The sequence below is a fragment of the uncultured Fibrobacter sp. genome (assembly GCF_937877005.1).
GTDB lineage: Bacteria > Fibrobacterota > Fibrobacteria > Fibrobacterales > Fibrobacteraceae > Fibrobacter.
This window is the reverse complement of record NZ_CALEFV010000226.1, coordinates 1-18,535: the sequence shown is the minus strand read 5'-3', so window position 1 is coordinate 18,535 and position 18,535 is coordinate 1. Positions and strand designations below refer to the sequence as shown.

The window sequence follows — 18,535 nt, the reverse complement described above, 5'->3', positions numbered from 1 at the left end:
GCGCCAAAATTAACAAATTAATGATAAATTAAGGGAATTTTTTTCATTTATATATATTCCAATTTGGAGTATATATAATGCTCCGAATTAGAACAAAAAATGCCGCCGGATTTGTTCCGACGGCTTTTTGAATAATCGCTTTAACTCTACCTTTTGTCGCGGTCGACCCAGGGGCGGGCGGTATGGCCCGTGTAAATCTGGCGCGGACGGTTGATCTTCGAATTCGGATCGTCGTGCATTTCTTTCCAGTGGGCAATCCAGCCGGGGAGTCGGCCGATAGCGAACATCACCGTAAGCATGTTCGTCGGAATACCCATGGCGCGGTAGAGAATGCCCGAGTAGAAGTCCACGTTCGGGTAGAGCTTGCGTTCGATGAAGTAGTCGTCCTTGAGGGCGGCTTCTTCGAGCTTGAGCGCAATGTCCAGCAGCGGGTCGTGGAAGTGCTCGCGTTCGAACACCTGGTACATAAGCTTCTTCAAGACCTTCGCGCGCGGGTCGTAGCTCTTGTAGACGCGGTGACCGAAACCGGAAAGACGGAACGGATCGTTCTTGTCCTTGGCCTTGTCCATTACCTGGTCAATGGTCATGCCGCTCTGCTGAATGCGCAGGAGCGTTTCGAGTACGGCCTGGTTTGCACCGCCATGGAGCGGGCCCCACAGGGCGCAAATGCCGGCGCAGATACTTGCATACAAGTTAGCGTGAGAGCTACCCACCATACGCACGGTAGAGGTGGAACAGTTCTGTTCGTGGTCGGCGTGCACAATCAGAAGCGTGTTCAGCGCCTTTTCCATGATCGGATCGGGGTGGTAGGAACGCGCCTTGCTGCTGAACATCATGTTCAGGAAGTTGCTGCAGTAGCTGCGTTCCGCTTCGGGGTACACGAACGGTTCGCCGATGCTTGCCTTGTAAGAGAAGGCGGCGATCGTGCGGATCTTCGAAATCAAGCTTGCGGTCGTGAGGTCGAACACGTCGGCGATGTTTTCGTCGTCATAGAAACGCGGCGTAAACAGGCCCACGGCGTTCACGATGGAACTTAAGATTCCCATCGGGTGAGCGCTGGGCGGCATCTGCCTAAAGAAGTGCAGAAGGTTCTCGTGGAGGAGGGCGTTCTCGGTCAACAACGTGCGGAAACGCGCGAGCTGCTGCTGGGTCGGCAGTTCACCGTAAATCAGGAGCCAGGCGGTTTCGGGGAAGGTTGCCTTTTCGGCAAGGTCCTCGATGCTGTAACCGCGGTAACGCAGGATACCCTTCTCGCCGTCCACATAGGTGATGGCGCTTCGGGTGCTACCGGTGTTCAGGTAGCCGTAATCCAAGGTTACCAGGCCGGTTTCCTTGCGGAGTTTGCAGATGTCGAGACCGTGTTCGTTTTCAGCACCTTCAACAACAGGGAGCTCGATGCTCTTTCCGTTGTAACTTAAAATGGCGTTGTCGGACATTATTCCTCCAGGAGGTACGAGGTTACCCGCACCTTACTTCATCTTCAAAATGCAATTATAGATATTGTCGAACAGCTTGGGAAGCTTTTCGGTCGGCACGGCGGAGAATGCGAGGCGGATCAAGCCAGAAAGCATGATGGTGCCCGTGCTGTAGTCCTTGATGAGCTTTTCGCGGAGTTGTTCTGCATCGACGCCCTTCGGCTTGATGCACATAAAGTAACCGCTGTTGCACGGCATCGGGTCGAAGGCTTCCTTGTATTCCGGATGGGCGGCGAGGACTTCCTTGATGATGTCGTAGCGCTTCTTCAAAGTGGCGTACTTTTCGGCCTTCTGCTGGGCGTATTCCGGGCTCTGGTAAGCGGCAAGCAAAATCCTCTGGCTGATGGAAGGTCCATTCGAAATGTTGCCACGGACGGTGCCGGCGGCCTTGTCTTCCATGGCCTTGAGCTGGGCTTCGGTTGCACCCTTGAAGCCGAAGCTCATGAAGCCCACGCGGAAGCCCCATACGTAGTCTTCCTTGGTCGGGCCGTCGAGCTTGACGGCGAGGAGGTTTTCGTGAGCGTCCACGAGCTTCACGAACAGGGATTCCTTGGTCACGCCTTCTTCGTACACCAGTCCGAAGTAGGCATCGTCGAGGATAGCCACCACCTTGTTGCCCTTGGCGGCGCATTCGGTGAGGATCTTTGCGATTTCAACTGCTTCCGTTTCGGTAGCGGTGTAGCCGGTCGGGTTGTTCGGGAAGTTCAGGAGCACGACCTTCTTGTCGCCCTTGCTGTTTTCCAAAGCGGCCTTCAAGGCTTCGGTATCGAAGCCGCCGTTCTTGAAGGTGTTGAAGGTCTTGATCTTGGCGCCGCGGGCGTTTTCGAACACGAGTTCGTAGTTGTCCCAGTACAGGTCCGGGATAATCACTTCGTCACCGGCATCGAGGAACAGGTAGCCGGCGCAGCTGATGGCATGCGTCAAGGCGCAGGTCACGACCGGCGTGCTGAAGTTCTTGTTTGCAAGCGTCGGGTTCTTGATGATGACCTGCTTCTTCCATTCCTTGCGGAGGTCCGGGTTACCGAAGCTCGGGGCATACAGGAAGGCCTGCTTGGGCAGATTCAGGGACTTGAGAACGCAATCCAGCACGAGCGGAGAGCCATCGTCTTCGAGGGCGGTGCCAATCGTAGCGTTGATCTCGGAGCCCTTGGCTTCGGCGCCTTGGCCGAGGATACCCTTGCGGGGGAAGAAAATCGCCTTGCCCTGTTCAGAGAGCATGTCGAGAACTTTGCAGCCGTTTGCGGAAAGTTCGGCGTTGAGAGCCTGTGCTAAAGGATTGTAGTTCATGGTTTGTGTCCTTTGAAAATTTTACGAGGCCAAAGATAGAAAAAAGCGAGAGCAGTGCAAGGGCTAGCCTACTAGAACTTGCATTGCCGAGCTGCACTATCTTGCCCTTTAGGGCATTGATAAAAAAGTAGGCAGTAGACAGAAAATGGGGTGAAAAATGCATCTATGTTACAAAAAAGTAGGATTCAATGGGGGAAAGCCTTCCCCTCGCCCAAGCCGCGCTTGGCCTACCCTTTCCAACGGGGGTTCCACCCCCGTAACGCCCCATTTTTAGTGACTCGTATCATCGTTTTTTGCAAAAAATGCAACACCAAACGAAAAGAGTTGTTTCCCATGCGGAATTAATTTATATTAACTCGCATTGGAGCTCCGCATAAAAAAGTTCTTTTGAAAAGTAATCATCCTAAAGCTCCTTGGAATGATTAGCGCATCGGCGATTATACTTCACCGATGCGTTTCATTTTAAGGAGCGGCATGCCCGCGTCGCGGCATTCGGCAAGATTCACATCGAAATCGATGCTCCAGTCGTTAAAGTCTTCTTCGTCTTGCAACATTTGCTGAACGTGCATGATTTCGCCTTCGTAGGTGATAATCGTATGGTGCAGCGAGCGGCCTTCGACATCGAGGCGGAAATTGTGATGCTCTGCGGTGTAGGCGGCCATGATTTCCATGAGCCCGTTTTCGGTCCAGGGTTTGCCTTCGCCGTCCACGAGCATCTGGCCTTCGGCGAGGTCGTCGGCAAGCATGTCGAGCACATCGCCATAGGCCTGCTTCCGGAGAGCCGACATGAACTGGAAAATGCGCTGGCGTACCATGACAACAAAACGCTTCTTGTCGTAGGTGATGTCGGCGGCCACCTTGTCGGCCCCGAAGGCGGTCTCGAGTTCCGTGGCGCCTGCGGCTTCCATGCGCTTTTGGTAGTCTTCGGGGTGCGCCATTTTTTCCCATTCCTCGAGCAGGCTCGAGTCGGTGCGACGAATCATGTCGCCCAAATAGTCCTGCATGTCGAGGAGCTCTTCGTTCTTGTAGCCGTCGGGAACGGTTTGGGTGAGCACCTTGTAAACGCCGTTGATATGTCGGAGTAGAATTGCTTCCATGCGCTGCAGGCCGTACTGCTTGACGTACCCGCTAAAAGTGCTGAAATTTTCGAACATTTCGCGCACGATGCTCTTGGGCTCGATATTCACATCGACCCAGGGGTGTTCTTCGGCAAAGGCGTTATAGGTGTCGTAAATGAAATCGCGGAGCGGCTTGGGGTACTCGACTTTTTCGAGTTCTTCCATGCGCTGGTTGAATTCCATACCTTGCGCCTTGAGCTCGTCGAGGCGGGCGTTACGCGCCTTGTTCTGCTGAATGCGCAGAATTGCATCCGGATTTTCAACGATACTTTCGCACAAAGTAATTACATCAAGAGCGTATTCGGGGCTTTCACGGTCCAATTTCGGAAGTGTATCAACCAAGTACAGCGAAAGCGGCTGGTTCATCGAAAAGTCATCTTGCAGGTCCATGTTCACGCGTAGTTTACTGTAACCCGGTGCAATCGGTGTCACGAATTCGATGATATTTTTTTTGACGAGGCTCTTGAAAAGCTGAAAAGCACGGTGCTGCAATTTCTTTTTGCTAGTGGCGCTTTCGTGGCAATCCTTGAGCAGGTTGCGCATGGCGGTGCAGCCGTCGGTAGGGCGGCTCAGAATGTTCAGGAGCATTCCGTGACTCACCTGGAAACTGGATGTTAGCGGTTCCGGCGAAGCGGCAATCAATCGCTTGTAGGTGCTTTCGTCAAAAGGCACGTAGCCGTGTTCGGGCGGTTTCTTTTTCTGGAATTTTTTGCCGGTCTGCTTGGTTTTCGCTTCGAGTTTCAAGTTCTCGATCACATGTTCGGGAGCCTGCGCCACCACGTAACCGATGTCATCGAAGCCTTTACGGCCTGCGCGGCCTGCAATCTGGTGGAAATCGCGCGCGGTCAGAATCGCCGTTTTGTCGCCGCTGTACTTGCAGAGCTGCGTGAAAAGCACCGTTCGAATGGGAACGTTTACGCCTACGCCAAGCGTATCGGTGCCGCAAATGACTTTGAGCAATCCTTTTTGGGCGAGTTTTTCGCAGAGGATGCGGTACTTGGGCAAAAGTCCCGCATGGTGCAGGCCAATGCCTTGCTTGAGCCAGCGCTTGACTTCGGGGCCGTAAGGACTGCTGAATCGGACTTCCTTGATGGCGTCGTTAATCGCCTGTTTTTCTTCTTTAGTACACAAGTCCAGACTCATGAAATTCTGGGCGTTGGTCGCCGCGGCCGCTTGCGTAAAATGCACCACGTAAACGGGCGCCTTGCCGCTAGACACAAGCTTTTGCACCGTATTCGAAATCTCGGTTTCGGAATAGCTGAAATCGAGCGGAACTGGGCGCTGTGACGAACGTACCGTCACCGACTCGCGGCCCGTATGCTTCGTCATGTCGCGTTCGAAAAATTCGGTGGCGCCGACGGTTGCACTCATGAGCAGGAATCTTGCCTGCGGAAGCGTGAGCAGCGGTACCTGCCAAGCGACACCACGTTCCTTGTCGGAATAGTAGTGGAACTCGTCCATCACTACGTCGGTAATCGTAAGCTGCTCGCCTTCGTTCAACGCCATGTTACTCAGGATTTCAGCGGTACAACAAAGGATAGGAGCGTCATGGTTGACGGTCGCATCTCCTGTCGAGAGGCCCACATTTTCGGCACCGAATTCCTTGCAGAGCGCCATCCATTTTTCGTTGACCAAAGCCTTGATGGGGCAGGTGTAAACGCTGCGGCGTCCGTGTGCCAAGCTGTCGAAATGAAGTGCCAAGGCAACCATTGATTTTCCGGAGCCCGTGGGGGTGTTCAAAATGACGTTTTTCCCGTCCAAAAGCTCCAAAATGGCTTCTTCCTGTGCAGGATAAAGTGATGTCCCATGCGCTTCAGTCCAGGAAAGGAAAGATTCCAACAGGACTTCGGAGCCTTCTCCAGCGTTCAGCGGGTGGGATGGTAAAAAATCTTTTAGGGCTTTACAGGCGTTTTCACTCATAAATACAAAGATAGCTTTTGAGGTATAATCTTTTTTTTCTAAATTACGGGTGTATAGAGTTTTAAGGATGAGCTTCGTATGGCATCGAAAAAGAAAGAAGAAACAGATTTGGGTGAGTTCGTAAAGGAATTGGTCAAAAATTGGTACATCATGGGCCCCTGCCTTATTTTGGCTGGATTTGTTGGTGTCTTTGTTGCTTTATGGATTCGTCCTGTTTATGAAGTTGATGCCTTGCTGCAGATTGAATCGAAAAATGCGAAGGGCTCGTCTATGATGGGTGGGCTTAGCGCCATGTTCTCGACGACTAGCCCCGCAGAAACGGAAATGGAACTCATTAAGAGCCGTCAGGTGATGGGGTCTGCCGTAGAAAAAATGCGGTTGGACCTTAATGCTGAACCGCTAAACTTCATGGATCGTTTGCTTCATCATGAAGGACGACTGGAACTGAGTAACTTTGTGGTTCCTTGGGAACGCCTGCCTAAGGACGAGCAGGAACTGCCATGGACGGTGGTTACGAAGGATTCTCTTGGCAACTTTGACCTGTATGACCACAACGATGTTCTCGTCCTTTCGGGTGAGCCTGGGCGGACATACCATTTCGCTTATGCCGGAGATTCTGCCTCTTTCGGTATTTTTCGAGCAATTGTCGGTCCGTCGCAGAGGTTTGCGGTGACCCGAAGCAAGCGCCTTGATGCCATCAACAAGTTCCGTTCTGCGTTTGATGTTAAGGAAAAGGGCAAGAAAACGGGTATTCTGGAATTCTCTTATCAGGATATCTATCCAGATCGCGCTGTTGAAATCCTGAATGAAGTGGCGTCCTCCTATTTGCGTCAGAATGTAGAGGAACGTAATGCCGAAGCTCAAAAGACTTTGGAATTCCTCGAAAAGCAGCTGCCCGACGTTAAGGCTCAGATGGATTCTTCTTTGATGAATCTGAATAGCTACCGCAATCGTGTTGGTTCTGTGGATATTAATGCCGAAACTCAGTTGGTGCTGCAGCGTCGCATGAAATTGCAACAGGATATTCTTGCCCTGCAACAGAAAAAGCAGGAAGCCATCCGCCTGTTCCATTCGGAACACCCGACGGTTAAGACTCTGGAAGATCAGGAAAATGCCCTACGCCGTGAATTGGCGGGAACATCCAGTGAAGTCAAGAAACTTCCTGCTACACAGCAGGAGGTGCTCAAGTTGCAAAATGAGGTGGAACTCAGCAAGGTCATGTATACGAGCATGCTCAACAATATCCAGCAACTGCGGTTGGTGTCTGCAGGAGAAGTGGGTTCGGTGCGTGTCATTGATTTTGCGGAACAGGTGACAAAGCCGACCAAGCCTAAGAAGAAAATGGTCCTTTGCATTGCTCTATTCTTTGGGTTCCTGTTGGGAGCGACTATTGTATCAATCAAGTCCAAGTTCAGCAGTGGCGTGAAGAGTTCCAGCTTTATTGAAAAAGAAACTGGATTTACGGTTTATGCCAAGGTGCCGAAGGGCAATCCGAAGGGAACCAAGGGAACAAGACCGCTTGCGGTGGTGGAACCCGATGATGTGGCTGTGGAATCCCTGCGAGCTCTGCGTTCGTCCCTGGAATTTTCGATGATGGACGAAGGAGGCTCTGTCATTGGAGTTAGCGGCTTGATTCCGGGTGTTGGCAAGAGCTTTATTTCTGTGAATCTTGCTGCCCTGTTTGCGGGACTTGGCAAGAGAGTCCTGCTTATCGATGCCGACTTGCGTAAGGGCCGCCTTCATAAGGAGTTCGGTATTAAGCGTGGAAATGGCCTGTCTCAGGTGCTGCTCCGTGAAGTAGATGTAGAGAAAGTTATTGTGCCGACAGAAGTTGAAAACCTGTTCGTCATTCCTTGTGGCAATGTTCCTGCAAATCCTGCTGAACTTCTCGGATCGAAACACTATCAGGAATTGATTGGACGGTTTAAGGAAGAGTATGACTTGGTCATTGTTGATACTCCGCCTATTATGCTCGTCACCGATGCCGCGCTAGCGTGCCGTGTTGCGGCTCAGGTGGTGATGGTCATTGAATACAATAAGCATTCTATTGAAGCGATCAAGGATGGTATGGCGCAGATTCTCAAGGGGAACTCTCAGGCCCATGCTTCTATCGTTATCAATAAGTATGAACATAGCCGCACCGAAGGATATGGCTATAAATACGGTAAGTATTAATTGAAGGAGTCTTTATGAAGGGGATTATTCTTGCCGGCGGATCTGGAACTAGGCTTTACCCGCTGACCATGGTCACGTCGAAGCAGCTTTTGCCTGTCTACGATAAACCCATGATTTATTATCCCTTGTCGACATTGATGCTTGCAGGGATTCGCGACATCCTTATCATTTCTACTCCTACGGATTTGCCGAACTTCGAACGCCTTCTCGGAGACGGCTCGGCTATGGGACTGAACCTAAGTTATAAGGTGCAGCCCAGTCCTGATGGCCTGGCACAGGCCTTTATCTTGGGAGAAGAATTCATTGGCAACGATTGTTGCGCAATGGTGCTTGGTGATAATATCTTCTATGGAAACGGCTTCAGTCCTCTTCTGAAGGCTGCAGTCAAGAATGCCGAAGAGAATGGGCGCGCTAGCGTGTTTGGTTATTACGTAGAGGATCCTGAGCGTTTCGGTGTCGTCGAATTTGACGATTCGGGAAAGGTCATCTCCGTCGAAGAAAAACCGAGTGCGCCCAAGAGTAACTATGCCATTACGGGACTCTATTTTTATGACAACCGTGTTTCAGGATATGCCAAGGCTCAAAAGCCGAGTGCTCGTGGAGAACTTGAAATTACGGATCTCAACCGTGTCTACTTGGAAAAGGGTGAACTTGATGTAAAACTGCTCGGGCGTGGCTTCGCTTGGCTTGATACCGGTACTATGGATAGCCTGATTGAGGCGGGCGAGTTTGTGAAGATGGTTGAGAATCGTCAAGGAATTCAGATTAGCGCCGTTGAAGAAATTGCCTATATCAATGGTTGGATTAGCAAGGAAAAGCTCCTTGAATCCGCTGCCAAGTACGGCAAATCTCCTTACGGTCAACATCTGCGCAAAGTTGCGGAAGGCAAGATTAAATACTAGGGAAAAATTATGAAACGTTCCATTGTCATTACCGGCGGTGCGGGTTTTATCGGGAGTCATGTTGTTCGCCTGTTCGTCAACAAGTACCCGGAATACAAGATTATCAACCTCGATAAGCTTACTTACGCGGGCAACCTCGCGAACCTGAAAGACATCGAGGACAAGCCGAACTACAAGTTCGTGAAGATGGACATTTGCGACTTCGACGCGTTCTACAAGCTCATGCAGGACGAGCATGTCGACGGCATCATCCACCTTGCGGCAGAAAGCCACGTGGACCGTTCCATCAAGGACCCGTTTACCTTCGCGAAGACGAATGTGATGGGAACTTTGAGCCTGTTGCAGGCCGCGAAACTCTACTGGGAATCCTTGCCGGAAAAGTACGAAGGCAAGCGCTTTTATCATATTTCGACCGACGAAGTCTATGGCGCCCTCAAGATGAACCACCCGGAAGGCATTACGCCCCCGTTCACCACGACGGCCTCCAGCTCCGAACATCACCTGGCCTACGGTGACGACTTCTTCTACGAAACCACCAAGTATACGCCGCACAGCCCGTATTCTGCATCAAAGGCTGGCTCCGACCACTTCGTGCGTGCATTCCACGATACTTACGGCATGCCGACGATTGTCACGAACTGCAGTAACAACTACGGTCCGTACCAGTTTCCCGAAAAGCTGATCCCGCTGTTCATCAACAACATCCGCCACAAGAAACCGCTGCCGGTTTACGGCAAGGGCGAGAACGTGCGCGACTGGCTCTTCGTGGAAGACCATGCCCGCGCCATCGACGTGATTTTCCATAACGGCAAAATCGCCGAAACCTACAACATCGGCGGCTTCAACGAGTGGAAGAACATCGACATCATCAAGGTCGTGATCAAGACGGTGGATAAGCTGCTCGGCCGCGCCGAAGGCGAGGACATGAACCTCATCACCTACGTCACCGACCGTCTGGGCCACGACGCCCGCTATGCGATTGACTCCACCAAGCTCCAGAAGGAACTCGGCTGGGAACCGTCCCTGCAGGAAGGCATCGAGAAGACCGTGCGCTGGTACCTCGACAACCAGGAGTGGATGGACAACATCACCAGCGGTGACTACGAGAAGTATTACGAAACGATGTACAAGAATAGGTAGTGGACTTATGGGTAAATTCAATTTCATCAAGACGTCTATCGAGGGTGTGACAATCATCGAGCCGACGGTCTTTGGCGACCATCGTGGCTATTTTATGGAAACCTACAACAAGGCTGAATTCGACGCTGCCGGCTTGAACATGGCTTTCGTACAAGATAACGAATCCAGAAGCAAGAAGGGCGTACTTCGCGGGCTCCACTTCCAAAAGAAGAACCCGCAGGGCAAACTTGTGCGCGTGATCGAAGGCGAAGTCTTCGACGTCGCGGTGGACCTGCGCAAGGGTAGTCCCACATTCGGCAAGTGGGAGGGTGTTACCCTTTCTGCCGAAAACAAGAAGCAGTTCTACATTCCCGAAGGCTTTGCACACGGTTTCGTGGTGCTCAGCGAAACGGCGACTTTCGTTTACAAGTGCACCCGCCTCTACGACCCGAAGGACGAGGGCGGTCTCATGTGGAATGACCCTGAAATCGGCATTGAGTGGCCTGTCGGCAACGGCTTCGAACCGCTCCTCTCCGAAAAGGATACCAAGAACCCTGCTCTCAAGGATTTGGGCTTCGCATTTGACCTATAGTGATTGGCTACTGGATGATAATGGCGCCATAGGGGTGTAACTATTGGTTAACCCCTATGGGAAAATGACTATTGACATCGAAATTGTTAAATTAGACGTAATGAAGAATATTCTAGTTGTATGTACAGGAAATATTTGCCGTAGTCCTACAGGTGAGTACCTGTTGAAAAAGGAACTTGGCGAAGGCTTTAATGTGATGAGTGCGGGATTGGGCGCTCTGGTGGACCATCCTGCTCATGAATTGAGTCAGAAAATTGCGCTAGAGCATGGAGTGGATATGACGCCACACCGTGCCCGTCAGATCAACTTGGATATCCTTAAGTGGGCGGATCTTGTCCTAGTTATGGAAAATGGCCAAAAAATGGATTTGTTGCATCGGTATCCCTGGCTCGAAGGAAAGGTATTCCGTTATGGCGAACCGCAACGCGTTGATGTGCCTGATCCGTATCGTCGTCCCGAAAGTGCGTTTGTCCTAGCGTGGAATTTTATTTCAAAATTGACTCCTTATTGGGTTGAGAAAATTAAACAGAGCGAGGGCCAGGCTTAACTGGCCTATAAGGGTGAAAATATGAAAAAGATAGGTTTGATGCTTTGCTGCGGTGCTGCGGCCATCTTGAGCGGCTGCTTTGCCGGTCCGCAGATGCAGATGTCGGTTCCTGGCGATTCCGCCGACTACAATGGAATGACCGTTCGCATTCATTCGATTGATCAGGGGGACCTTGGCAATGCCGTTAGCGTAAATGCCGATGGCACACAGGATTTTGGTGATCTGAAGGAACTGATGGTTGATTCGCTGCCGGAATTGGAATACCGCATTGGACCGCTGGACATGGTCCAGGTTGTGGTTTGGGAGCATCCGGAGCTGACCTCCCCGATGGGTCAGTATCAGCCGGCTGGCCAGAAGGTGACGACCGACGGAAAGTTGTTCTATCCGTATGCGGGAGAGCTTCAGGCTGCGGGCCTTACTGCACAGGAACTCCGTGCGGAAATTACCAAGCGCCTATCTGACAAGATATTGAACGATCCGCAGGTTGATGTCCGTGTGACGGGCTACAATAGCCGTAAGGCTTTTGTAGCGGGTTCCGTTATGAGACCGGGCTTTGTCCCCTTCAACGAGAATCCGATGACTCTTCCCGATGCTATTGCCGGTGTTGGCGGCTTTGCAAAGGAGGCTGATCCGTCTGCGATGCAGTTGCGCCGTGGCGACAAGGTTTACAATATTAACTACTTGGATGCATTCCAGTCCAATCTGCCTCTTGAACGCATCATAATCAAGCCCGACGATCAAATTTTCGTTCCTGCTTTGGCGGAAACCCAAAAGGAACAGAAGGTCTATGTGATGGGTGAAGTGGCCCGTTCTGGAATTGTGAATATCTACAGTGGAAATCTTACCCTTGCAGAAGCCTTGGCTACGGCCGGTGGTCTGCAGGCGCTGAATGCCACCTCTCGTGGAATCTATGTTATTCGCAACACCTCTGAAAAGCAGATTGACGTGTTCCAGTTGAATGCGAAGAATGCGATGGCCCTGGCTATGGCGGATCGCTTTAAGCTGAGCCCGCGTGATGTCGTCTACGTGGATGCGTCCGGTCTCGCAACTTGGAACCGTCTTGTTAGCTTGATCTTCCCGTCTGTCCAGGCTGTTTACTACGGGGCTCTGGCTGCGCATAACATTCATGTCGTTAAGGACGACTACACCAAATAAGGATTGATGACGGATGATTAACTTGATTCTTTGTGGTGGTTCGGGCACGCGCCTTTGGCCCGTGAGCCGTTCCCTGATGCCCAAGCAGTTTGCTCCGCTCTTTGATGGACAGTCCCTTTTTAGGAAGACTGTAGTGACGAACTCTTCCGTATGCGAGTCTCAGTTTATAGTTTCAAATGCGGATCAGTTCTTTCTGGCGAAGGATCAGCTTGAAATGGAAGGCAAGAAGGACTGCAAGTTCCTTCTTGAACCGGTGGGCCGCAATACGGCGCCTGCTATTGCCCTTGCCTGCTTGACCCTTGATCCGGATACCGTCGTGCTAGTCTCCCCGTCGGATCATGTCATCCGCAAAAAGGATGAGTATAAGAAGGTCTTGCTGCGTGCCCAGGAACTGGCCAAGGCTGGCAACCTCGTGACATTCGGCATCACGCCGACGATTCCGGAAACGGGCTACGGCTATATCGAGGCCGAAGGTGAAAATGTTAAGCGTTTTGTGGAAAAGCCTGATCGTGCCACCGCTGAAAAGTATCTGCTCGCGGGTAATTTCTACTGGAATAGCGGTATTTTCTGCTTCAAGGCAAAGACATTCCTTGACGAACTTTCCAAGTACTCTCCGGATATCCTGAAAGCAGCCAAGAACGCGCTTGCGAACGCTCCTGAAGAAGAGGACGAACCGATCCGTATCGTTCGCGAGGACATGATGGCGATTCCGTCGAATTCCATTGACTACGCCGTGATGGAAAAGTCGAACAAGGTGAAGGTTGTTCCAAGCGATATCGGCTGGAGTGACCTTGGCAGCTTCGATAGCCTTTATGGTGAGTACCCACACGACGAAAACGGCAACAACTTGAATCCGCGCCATATTGCCGTAGGTTCCAAGAATTCCCTCGTGATGGGTTGCCAGCGCGCTATTGCTACGATTGACCTCGACAAGATGCTCATCGTGGATACTCCCGACGCCCTTCTCGTGGCTCCGCTTTCGAGCAGCCAGAAAGTGAAGCAGGTCGTGGAAGAACTTAAACAGCGCGGTTCCGACTTGATCAATGTTCCGCAGACCGTGAGCCGTCCGTGGGGTACTTACTCCGTGCTGGAATCCACCGAACGCTACAAGATGAAGCGTATCGTGGTGAAGCCGGGCAAGCGTCTTTCTCTGCAGAAGCACCTGCACCGCTCGGAACACTGGGTGGTGGTAAGCGGTACCGCGACCTGCACTGTTGGCGACAAGGTGTTTTATGTGCGTCCGAACGAATCCACCTACATTCCGGTAGGCGAAGTGCATCGCTTGCAGAACGAGGGCAAGCTCCCGCTCGTTATCGTGGAAGTCCAGGTGGGCGAGTACACCGGCGAAGACGATATCATCCGCATGGAAGACGACTTCCATCGCCATTAAGGAAAGGCTTGATAAAATGAAAAGGCTCCAAAATTCTGGAGCCTTTTTTTAAAATTCTATTTATTTTATAGACATGAGCGATTGCACATTGAATACGGTAGAAACGGATGGCTTAAGCATGGATTACGCCTGCTTTGGCGAAGGCGAAAAAAATCTGGTCATCATTCCGGGGCTTGCGATTAAAAGTCCTGTACGTTCTGCTTCGGCGCTGGAAGCTCCCTATAAGATCTTTAGGGAAAAATACAGGCTTTTCTTTTTTGACCGAAAGAAAAATGCAGAACAGGGATATTCCTTGTTGTCTATGGCCAAAGACCAGGCTGCGGTCATGAAAAAAATGGGACTTGAGAATGCATCCGTAATGGGTGTCTCGCAGGGAGGGATGATCGCTCAGCTATTGGCGATTCATTATCCGGATCTGGTGGGTAAGCTCGTGCTTGCCTCATCGACATCGAAGGCGGAACCGCTACAGTTGGAGACGATCGGCAAATGGGCGTGTCTTGCCCGGGTCCATGATGCCTCGGGCCTTGTCAACGCTTTTATTGACGATTGCTTTTCAGAGGGCTTTGCAAATCGGTATCGCAAAGTCATCCAGAAAATGTATAAGGATGTTTCTGTTGAAGAAATGGAACGCTTTGCCATTTTTGCGGATGCCTGTGACTATGTCGATACTTATGCAGATTTAGGAAAGATAAAGTGTCCTACGCTCGTATTGGGGGCTGGAGCCGATCGTGTCGTCACTCCCGAAGCTTCGGAGAAAATAGCGGAAAAGCTCAAATCGGAAAAAGTCCCTTGCGAGTTCTACATGTACGAGGGATGTGGACATGCCGTATTTGATGAACTCCACGAGTATAAAGAAAGGATTTTCCGCTTCCTGGAAAAGTAGACCGGATTATTATGTCCTCCCAACTTTCTGCGACAAAACCGCGCTATGCCTTTATCGATCTTGCCAAGGGCATATGCATTATGCTTGTCGTGTGGCATCATGTGGCGAGTACTTGGGGGCTTGAAACCTATTTTTTGAAAGAAACACTTTCGACATTTCGAATGCCGCTGTATTTTTTTCTTTCGGGCCTGTTCTTTAAGGAATATTCGGGCTTTCTCAATTTCGCTTTGCGAAAAGTGAACAAGCTCCTGATTCCGTTTTTGTTCTTTTACGTGATGCTTTCCTGCCTTTTGCCGTTTGTTCTTTCGTGGTTCCATTTGCGCCCAAACCCTGGAATCCATGTCTGGACGGCCTTCTTTTGGAGCGAAACCTTTCCGAATGTTCCTATATGGTTCCTGCTAAGCCTGTTTTGGACAAACCTGCTTTTTTATGGCCTTTTTTTAGGATCCAAGAAGGTTTCCCCTCGTTATCAGTTGGCTTTTCTTGCTGTCACTTCCTTAATTGTTGGTTTGTTGGGATGCTTTTTAGGACGAAACGGTGTTAAACTGCCGCTATTCCTGTCATCTTCCTTTTCTTCAGTTCCGTATTTTTGTGTTGGTCATCTGGTGTATCGCCGTTCACCTTTCCTTGCCCGGAATCGCCTAGACCGCTGGAACATTCCCCTCGCATTGGCATGTCTCGTTGCGGTTGTCCTGTTGACAATATCGTCTCCGCCAGAAGCGGTCAGTTACGTTGCGAACAGGTACTGGATTCCGATATGGAGTGTTTACCTTTGCGGTTTTCTTGGAACAATTTCTATACTTTTTCTTTCCAAGGCGATAGGGAAGATTCCGTTGATCTCGTATTTCGGTCGTTATTCCATCATGATTCTAGTGACGCATGGATGGGTTCAGTGGGGCATTATTAAGATGTTGCGCGATTTACATGTACATTGGCCGAAGCCATTCGCGCTGATAGTTGTGTTTTTTTCGACAATGCTTCTGTACTTGGCTTTGATTCCCCTGATGAGGCGCTTCCTTCCTCATGTGACTGCTCAGAAGAATGTCTTTCGTGTAGAAAAATGATTTTTTGGGGAGTGAAAAGTTCACAAACTTGATTTTTATTTGTGTATATAGTTGAACCTTAAAAGGGACTCTATATGCACGAAAGTCTTTTACCTCGCGAAAAAATTGAAAAAATGGGAGCTTCTGCCATGAGCAACGAGGAACTCCTGGCGTTGATTCTTGGTAGTGGTTGCCATGATTGTGACGTGTTTGAACTTTCTCACCACCTAGCGGACTTTCTTTCTGTAGAGACCCAGGTTCCATCCTTGGATAGATTGAAAAGGATAAGGGGACTTGGGCGTGTCAAGGCGACCCAGGTTCTAGCTTGCTTAGAACTTTCGGGAAGATATATGCTGAGTGGCAGGGCGACTCCTATCGAAAGTCCCGATGACATTATTTCCCAAATATCATTTCTGAAATTCGAGGAACAGGAAAATTTTGTCCTGATTACGCTGAATTCGGCAAATTGTGTCATTAGGGTACATCGGCTAACGACAGGTCTTGTAAACCAGACTCCCGTACATCCGCGGGAGGCTTTCGTGAAGGCGATCGAAGATCGCGCCGTTTCGGTGATTTTCGCGCATAATCATCCGTCGGGATCGACTGTTCCTAGTGATGAAGATATCGCCGTCACGCGCATACTCTGTACATCCGGCCGGATTTTACGGATTCCTGTGTTGGACCATATCATTGTTGGTCGGGGAGGGGCGACCAGTATTCATAGGAGCCTTCCGGACCTTTTTGATGGAAATTTTGGCGAACAATGTATTTGAAATTTTACAATTGGAGGTGCTGTTGAGGGTATTTCATTGATTTTCATCATACTTAGCGTTTTTTCGTGGCGTTCTTTTTTTATAAAAAGTTATATTTTGGAAAGTTAAATCGGGTTGCCTTGTTTGGTTGGCTTCCCACTTTTAAGGAGATGCTATGAAAAAAGTAGCGATGGGCCTTGCCCTTGCTCTGGCGGCTTCCGCCTTTGCTGGACATCCCCAGACTATAAACAAGGAAGGCTTTGTGGGCGTGAACAAGACTCAGTCCGCTCAGTCCCTTGGCCACTCTAAGCTAGTGTTTACCCTTTTGGGCGACGCAACCTTCGGCAACGACATGTTCCCTAATAGGGATGCCGTTGAAGGTAATCCGGGTGGATATGCCTTGATGGAAACGGATTTCAGAGATCCAAGTAATCCTGGCGCAAAGACTGCTCCGGTGTCAGACTTCCTCGGCGGAAGTGCCTATTTGGGATTTGCAATCGGTATTTGGCATTACTTTGATTTGGGCGTTACGATCCCGGTTTATTATGATCAATTTAATGCGGAAGATGTCAATGGTCAGGGCCCTATTCCTGATACGAAGAAGGGCTACATCGGTAACCTGAAGGTTGACTTGAAGGCTCGTTTCCCGCTTCCCGAAGATCAGATGTTTGATATTGCCGTGTTCGGTGGGGCTTCTGTCGGTACGGCCAATGCAACCAAGCAGGGCCTTTGGATTCGTGAACCGGAATACATCAACAAGAAAAACGGCGTCGCGATGCCGTTCGGTACCAAGAATACGACTATCAAGGGCGGCCTCGCCGTGACGATGGACGTGAGCAAGATGGATGGAGGTGAAGGTTTCCCGTTCCTGCTCCATTTGAACGGTGGTTATCGCTATACGACCAATAGCGATTACATGTCCTTGCCGTTCATGAGTGCTGCCGCCGAAGTCTACTTTATGGACTTCATGTCGGTCTTTGTGGAATACTAATGGGATATCCAGATGGATGACTACGAAGCTTGCTTTATCGATGCCGCTGGTGCAGAACAGTGCGTGCCCAACCGTGATGGCAAGCTGGACATGAAACAGCTTACCGGCGCCTTGGTGTTCCACTTGCCGATTGGAGCTGACATTCATCTTGGTGCATCTTACTACCTGGGTGGAGAAAAGTTCGTTGCTGCCAATGTTCTTGAAAATGCTGACCGCACCAATGAAGGCTATTCTGTTACAGCCGATCGCATCCGCGTGAACCCGGAATATACCGTGTATGGCGGTATCACCTGGAGCGGCTTCCTCCTGGCCCAGGACCGCGACGGCGATGGTGTTAATGATGACGAAGACAAGTGCCCCGACGATGTCGGCCACCGTCTGAACCAGGGCTGCCCGCTCGGCAATCCTGATGCTGACGAAGATGGCGTCTGCGACTCTTGGGTTGCCGAAAAGGGTTTCGAGTCTGAATTTACCGAAGTTTGCGAAGGCGTCGACCAGTGCCCGAACGAAGCGGGTGAAGGCGACGACGGCTGCCCGCTTGATGATCCTGACCCGGATAAGGATGGCGTCTGCGATCCGTGGGTTTCTCAGAAGAAGCTGACCAAGAAGTTCAAGGATGTCTGCGATGGCATTGATGAATGCCCGAGTCAGGCCGGTTCTCCGTCGTTCAACGGATGCCCGACCAAGCAGCCGGACCCGGATGGTGACGGTCTCTGCTCTCCGTGGGTAACCGATGAAGGTGTCCTGAACGACTTTGCTGATGTATGTAAGGGCTACGACATGTGCCCGGGTGAAGCTGGTGCTGCTGCCAATAAGGGCTGCGCATGGGATGATCCGGACGCTGATAACGACGGCCTCTGCGATCCGTGGGTGACTGAAAAGAAGATGGGCTTCTACTTTGAAAAGGCTGCCGAAGACGAAGCGATGGGCTATCACCAAGTCTTGTAAGGGTATCGATAAGTGCCCGACCGAGCTTGGCCCGGTCAATAACGAAGGCTGCCCGCTTGGTAACCCCGACACCGACCAGGATGGCCTCTGCGATCCGTGGGTGACTGAAAAGAATATGCTTGATCAGTACGATGGTATTTGCTCTGGCGTTGATAAGTGCCCGACCGAAGCCGGTGAAGCGTTTGCTCAGGGTTGCCCGATGGAAAGCCCTGACCCGGATGGCGACTCCCTCTGCTCT

15 protein-coding genes and 1 pseudogene are annotated in these 18,535 nt (G+C 50.9%); 13 read left to right on the top strand and 3 right to left on the bottom strand.

Going from position 1 to position 18,535, the window contains the following annotated elements:
• Nucleotides 1-146: 146 nt before the first annotated feature.
• From Q0628_RS10095 to Q0628_RS10085, 3 genes are all read right to left on the bottom strand, one after another.
• Nucleotides 147-1,436, bottom strand: a complete 1,290-nt coding sequence (locus tag Q0628_RS10095; RefSeq protein WP_298770667.1) for a citrate synthase — start codon at nt 1,434-1,436, stop codon at nt 147-149.
• A gap of 33 nt (nt 1,437-1,469) precedes the next feature.
• A complete protein-coding gene (locus tag Q0628_RS10090; protein ID WP_298770665.1) occupies nt 1,470-2,762 on the bottom strand; it encodes an aminotransferase class I/II-fold pyridoxal phosphate-dependent enzyme in 1,293 nt (430 codons plus the stop codon).
• Nucleotides 2,763-3,199: 437 nt separating this feature from the next.
• A complete protein-coding gene (locus tag Q0628_RS10085) occupies nt 3,200-5,800 on the bottom strand; it encodes an RNA helicase (RefSeq protein ID WP_298770663.1) in 2,601 nt (866 codons plus the stop codon).
• A gap of 78 nt (nt 5,801-5,878) precedes the next feature.
• Here Q0628_RS10085 and Q0628_RS10080 point away from each other — a divergent pair, with 78 nt between their 5' ends.
• From Q0628_RS10080 to Q0628_RS10020, 13 genes and pseudogenes are all read left to right on the top strand, one after another.
• On the top strand, nt 5,879-7,975 hold the full coding sequence (locus tag Q0628_RS10080) for a polysaccharide biosynthesis tyrosine autokinase (protein ID WP_298770661.1): 2,097 nt from the start codon (nt 5,879-5,881) through the stop codon (nt 7,973-7,975).
• A 14-nt stretch (nt 7,976-7,989) separates the two neighbouring features.
• A complete protein-coding gene (gene rfbA / locus Q0628_RS10075) occupies nt 7,990-8,877 on the top strand; it encodes a glucose-1-phosphate thymidylyltransferase RfbA (protein WP_298770659.1) in 888 nt (295 codons plus the stop codon).
• A gap of 9 nt (nt 8,878-8,886) precedes the next feature.
• On the top strand, nt 8,887-10,017 hold the full coding sequence (locus tag Q0628_RS10070; RefSeq protein ID WP_298770657.1) for a dTDP-glucose 4,6-dehydratase: 1,131 nt from the start codon (nt 8,887-8,889) through the stop codon (nt 10,015-10,017).
• 7 nt (nt 10,018-10,024) lie between these two features.
• The gene (gene rfbC / locus Q0628_RS10065) at nt 10,025-10,588 is read left to right on the top strand and encodes a dTDP-4-dehydrorhamnose 3,5-epimerase (RefSeq protein WP_298770655.1); all 564 of its coding nucleotides are present in this window, start codon (nt 10,025-10,027) and stop codon (nt 10,586-10,588) included.
• A gap of 100 nt (nt 10,589-10,688) precedes the next feature.
• On the top strand, nt 10,689-11,135 hold the full coding sequence (locus tag Q0628_RS10060) for a low molecular weight protein-tyrosine-phosphatase (protein WP_298770653.1): 447 nt from the start codon (nt 10,689-10,691) through the stop codon (nt 11,133-11,135).
• A gap of 21 nt (nt 11,136-11,156) precedes the next feature.
• The gene (locus Q0628_RS10055; protein ID WP_298770651.1) at nt 11,157-12,290 is read left to right on the top strand and encodes a polysaccharide biosynthesis/export family protein; all 1,134 of its coding nucleotides are present in this window, start codon (nt 11,157-11,159) and stop codon (nt 12,288-12,290) included.
• 13 nt (nt 12,291-12,303) lie between these two features.
• Entirely contained in the window at nt 12,304-13,680 is a 1,377-nt protein-coding gene (locus Q0628_RS10050; RefSeq protein WP_298770649.1) for a mannose-1-phosphate guanylyltransferase/mannose-6-phosphate isomerase, read from the top strand.
• Between the two features lie 73 nt (nt 13,681-13,753).
• Complete coding sequence (locus Q0628_RS10045; protein ID WP_298770647.1) at nt 13,754-14,563, top strand: alpha/beta hydrolase; 810 nt, start codon at nt 13,754-13,756, stop codon at nt 14,561-14,563.
• An 11-nt stretch (nt 14,564-14,574) separates the two neighbouring features.
• A complete protein-coding gene (locus Q0628_RS10040; RefSeq protein ID WP_298770645.1) occupies nt 14,575-15,627 on the top strand; it encodes an acyltransferase in 1,053 nt (350 codons plus the stop codon).
• 74 nt (nt 15,628-15,701) lie between these two features.
• Complete coding sequence (gene radC / locus Q0628_RS10035) at nt 15,702-16,379, top strand: DNA repair protein RadC (protein ID WP_298770643.1); 678 nt, start codon at nt 15,702-15,704, stop codon at nt 16,377-16,379.
• A gap of 154 nt (nt 16,380-16,533) precedes the next feature.
• Complete coding sequence (locus tag Q0628_RS10030) at nt 16,534-17,349, top strand: hypothetical protein (protein WP_298770641.1); 816 nt, start codon at nt 16,534-16,536, stop codon at nt 17,347-17,349.
• A 12-nt stretch (nt 17,350-17,361) separates the two neighbouring features.
• The gene (locus Q0628_RS10025) at nt 17,362-18,297 is read left to right on the top strand and encodes a hypothetical protein (RefSeq protein ID WP_298770639.1); all 936 of its coding nucleotides are present in this window, start codon (nt 17,362-17,364) and stop codon (nt 18,295-18,297) included.
• A pseudogene (locus Q0628_RS10020) lies at nt 18,248-18,535 on the top strand (hypothetical protein); the annotation flags it as partial. The gene Q0628_RS10025 and the pseudogene Q0628_RS10020, both read left to right, overlap by 50 nt.

Coding starts and splice junctions, on each gene's coding strand:
- Q0628_RS10060 (WP_298770653.1), top strand. CDS start 10,689: ATGAAGAATATTCTAGTTGTATGTACAGGAAATATTTGCCGTAGTCCT.
- Q0628_RS10095 (WP_298770667.1), bottom strand. CDS start 1,436: ATGTCCGACAACGCCATTTTAAGTTACAACGGAAAGAGCATCGAGCTC.
- Q0628_RS10025 (WP_298770639.1), top strand. CDS start 17,362: ATGGATGACTACGAAGCTTGCTTTATCGATGCCGCTGGTGCAGAACAG.
- rfbC (WP_298770655.1), top strand. CDS start 10,025: ATGGGTAAATTCAATTTCATCAAGACGTCTATCGAGGGTGTGACAATC.
- Q0628_RS10040 (WP_298770645.1), top strand. CDS start 14,575: ATGTCCTCCCAACTTTCTGCGACAAAACCGCGCTATGCCTTTATCGAT.
- Q0628_RS10050 (WP_298770649.1), top strand. CDS start 12,304: ATGATTAACTTGATTCTTTGTGGTGGTTCGGGCACGCGCCTTTGGCCC.
- Q0628_RS10030 (WP_298770641.1), top strand. CDS start 16,534: ATGAAAAAAGTAGCGATGGGCCTTGCCCTTGCTCTGGCGGCTTCCGCC.
- Q0628_RS10085 (WP_298770663.1), bottom strand. CDS start 5,800: ATGAGTGAAAACGCCTGTAAAGCCCTAAAAGATTTTTTACCATCCCAC.
- Q0628_RS10070 (WP_298770657.1), top strand. CDS start 8,887: ATGAAACGTTCCATTGTCATTACCGGCGGTGCGGGTTTTATCGGGAGT.
- radC (WP_298770643.1), top strand. CDS start 15,702: ATGCACGAAAGTCTTTTACCTCGCGAAAAAATTGAAAAAATGGGAGCT.
- Q0628_RS10080 (WP_298770661.1), top strand. CDS start 5,879: ATGGCATCGAAAAAGAAAGAAGAAACAGATTTGGGTGAGTTCGTAAAG.
- Q0628_RS10045 (WP_298770647.1), top strand. CDS start 13,754: ATGAGCGATTGCACATTGAATACGGTAGAAACGGATGGCTTAAGCATG.
- Q0628_RS10055 (WP_298770651.1), top strand. CDS start 11,157: ATGAAAAAGATAGGTTTGATGCTTTGCTGCGGTGCTGCGGCCATCTTG.
- Q0628_RS10090 (WP_298770665.1), bottom strand. CDS start 2,762: ATGAACTACAATCCTTTAGCACAGGCTCTCAACGCCGAACTTTCCGCA.
- rfbA (WP_298770659.1), top strand. CDS start 7,990: ATGAAGGGGATTATTCTTGCCGGCGGATCTGGAACTAGGCTTTACCCG.